This window comes from Micropruina sp., assembly GCF_027492755.1.
In the GTDB taxonomy this organism is placed as follows: domain Bacteria; phylum Actinomycetota; class Actinomycetes; order Propionibacteriales; family Propionibacteriaceae; genus Micropruina.
In genome coordinates this window covers 1-1,908 of the sequence record NZ_JAPUED010000193.1, presented here as the reverse complement: position 1 = coordinate 1,908, position 1,908 = coordinate 1, and the positions used below count along the sequence as shown (strand labels likewise).

At 67.9% G+C, this 1,908-nt stretch carries 2 protein-coding genes; both read right to left on the bottom strand.

Annotated elements, in window-relative coordinates; all coding sequences use genetic code 11:
* Nucleotides 1-1,550: hypothetical protein (locus Q0066_RS13470; protein WP_298133736.1), on the bottom strand; the 1,550-nt coding region annotated here is incomplete at its 3' end.
* 7 nt (nt 1,551-1,557) lie between these two features.
* A partial coding sequence (locus Q0066_RS13465) for a DUF6507 family protein (RefSeq protein WP_298133734.1) occupies nt 1,558-1,908 on the bottom strand: 351 nt, incomplete at its 5' end.

Below are 1,908 nucleotides of genomic sequence, written 5' to 3'. Positions count from 1 at the left end.
TCCGGGTGCGGCTTGGTCGTCGTACCGGCCGGCTCGCCACCCTGTGGCCTGGTGGCCGGCTCGGGCGTCACGTCGGGGGTCGAACTCCCGTTCCGCGGCCGCGGATCGATCGCCGGTCCGTCGCCCACGTGGGCGGCAGGCTTCGGATTCGTCACGCCACCCAGGTCGTCGACCACCGAGACCGGGTTGATGCCCGGCGCCTTGAGGCCGGGCTTGGCGGCGTCGTCGAGCAGGTTCATCGGCACGTCGTCGCCGAGTTTGAAGACGTTCTTCAGCACCGGGATGGCGTGCGCGCCACCCTTGACCAGCCACGAGCCGCCCGGCACCGCGAAGTCCGCGACCGTGCCGCCGACCTTCAGCACCTTCGAGCCCAGGCCGACCACCTTGACGGCGGCGCCGGCCTGGCCGGCGCCCGGAATGAACATCGTGCCGACGTTCAGCGCCGACTCGGTGAGGGTGGCGATGCCGTCCTCCTTCCACTTGTGGAAGGGGTCCTCGGCGTTCAGGTCGATGCCGACCAGGCTGGTGGCGACGGTGGCCGTCACCTGGTTGCGTTCGTCGATCCACTTCGACACCGCGTTGTCACCCTGACCGGAGAGCTTCATGCTGGCGTTGAACCACTGGACCATCGGGTTGGCGGTGACCACCAGCGACAGCACCACGTTGCCGGTGCCCAGCCAGGCCTGGCCGGCGTGCTCCCAGTCACCCCATTGGCCGGTCTCGGGGTTGTAGCTGATCAGCTGGCCGAGGCCCTCGACGGTGCTCTTGCCGAACTGGTAGGCGCCGTGGCCGACCGATTCGGCACAGTTGCGGTCCTCGTCGCCGGCCGAGCCCCACGGCATCGGTGCCTCCGGGTTGTAGAAGGCCTCCTTGGCGATGCCGTCGACCTTCTTCTTGTCCGGCGGCAGGCTGCTGAGCCCGTTGATGCTGGTGGCGCAGGCGGCCGCGGCGGCCGAGACGTCCGCGTAGATCCCGCCGATCTCCTTGATGAAGGCCTCGTTCTTCTCCCAGGTCTCGGTGTCCTGGTCCCACGGCACCTTCTTGCGCTTCTGGTCCTGCCCGGTGGCCCAATTCCAGCCGGCCTCGAGGTAGGTTCCGACGTTGGCGTCCGCGGCCTCGGTGGCGTCCACCCAGACGCCGTCCTTCACCTCGTCGCGGAACTCCTGGGCACGCTTCTCGAAATCGGCGAGCTTGGGCTTGATCTCGTCCAGCTTCCCGGCGTAGGTGTCGAGGTGGTCGGCCACCTTGGAGAAGGTGGTCTTGACGTCCTCGGACGCCGTAGCGGCGCTGTCCATCAGCGCGTAGACCTGATCCTGCTCGGGAGCCTTGTAGCAGCCGGTCAGTCCGCCCCAGGAGGTCTTGATCTCGTCGGTCTGGGTGTCGACGGTGGTGCCCATGGTGCGCAGATCCTCGGCGGCGCCGGTGATCGCGGCGGTGTCCAGGTCGGCCGCCTTCGCCGGCAGCAGGGCCGGGTTGATCAAGCCGCCGTCGGTCGGGACGGTGCTGCCGCCGCCTCCGCCGTCGGCGACGCACATGGTCATCGGGCTCATCGACGCCTCACCCCTGGTAGCCGTGGTCGACGAAGTACTGGAAGTCGCCCGATTCGGCCGCCTTGGTCATCTCCGTCTGGAAGGTGGTGGCCATGTCGTACTGGCCGTTGTTGTAGGCGATGGTCGCGTTCGAGACCCCGTTCATGCCGGCGCCGATGTGGTTCTGGATCACCGTCAGGTTCTTGTTCTGGTCGGTCATCACCTGCCCGACCGCTTTGCTGACCTCGGCGGTCAGGCCGCCGCCCCAGCTGATGCCGGTGCCGATCGCGGTGAACTTCTCCTCGGTCAGTGCCTTGCCCAGCGTCTCTGACTTGGTCTGGACGTCGGTCAGGATCTTCTGCACCTCACCGGGCTGGAT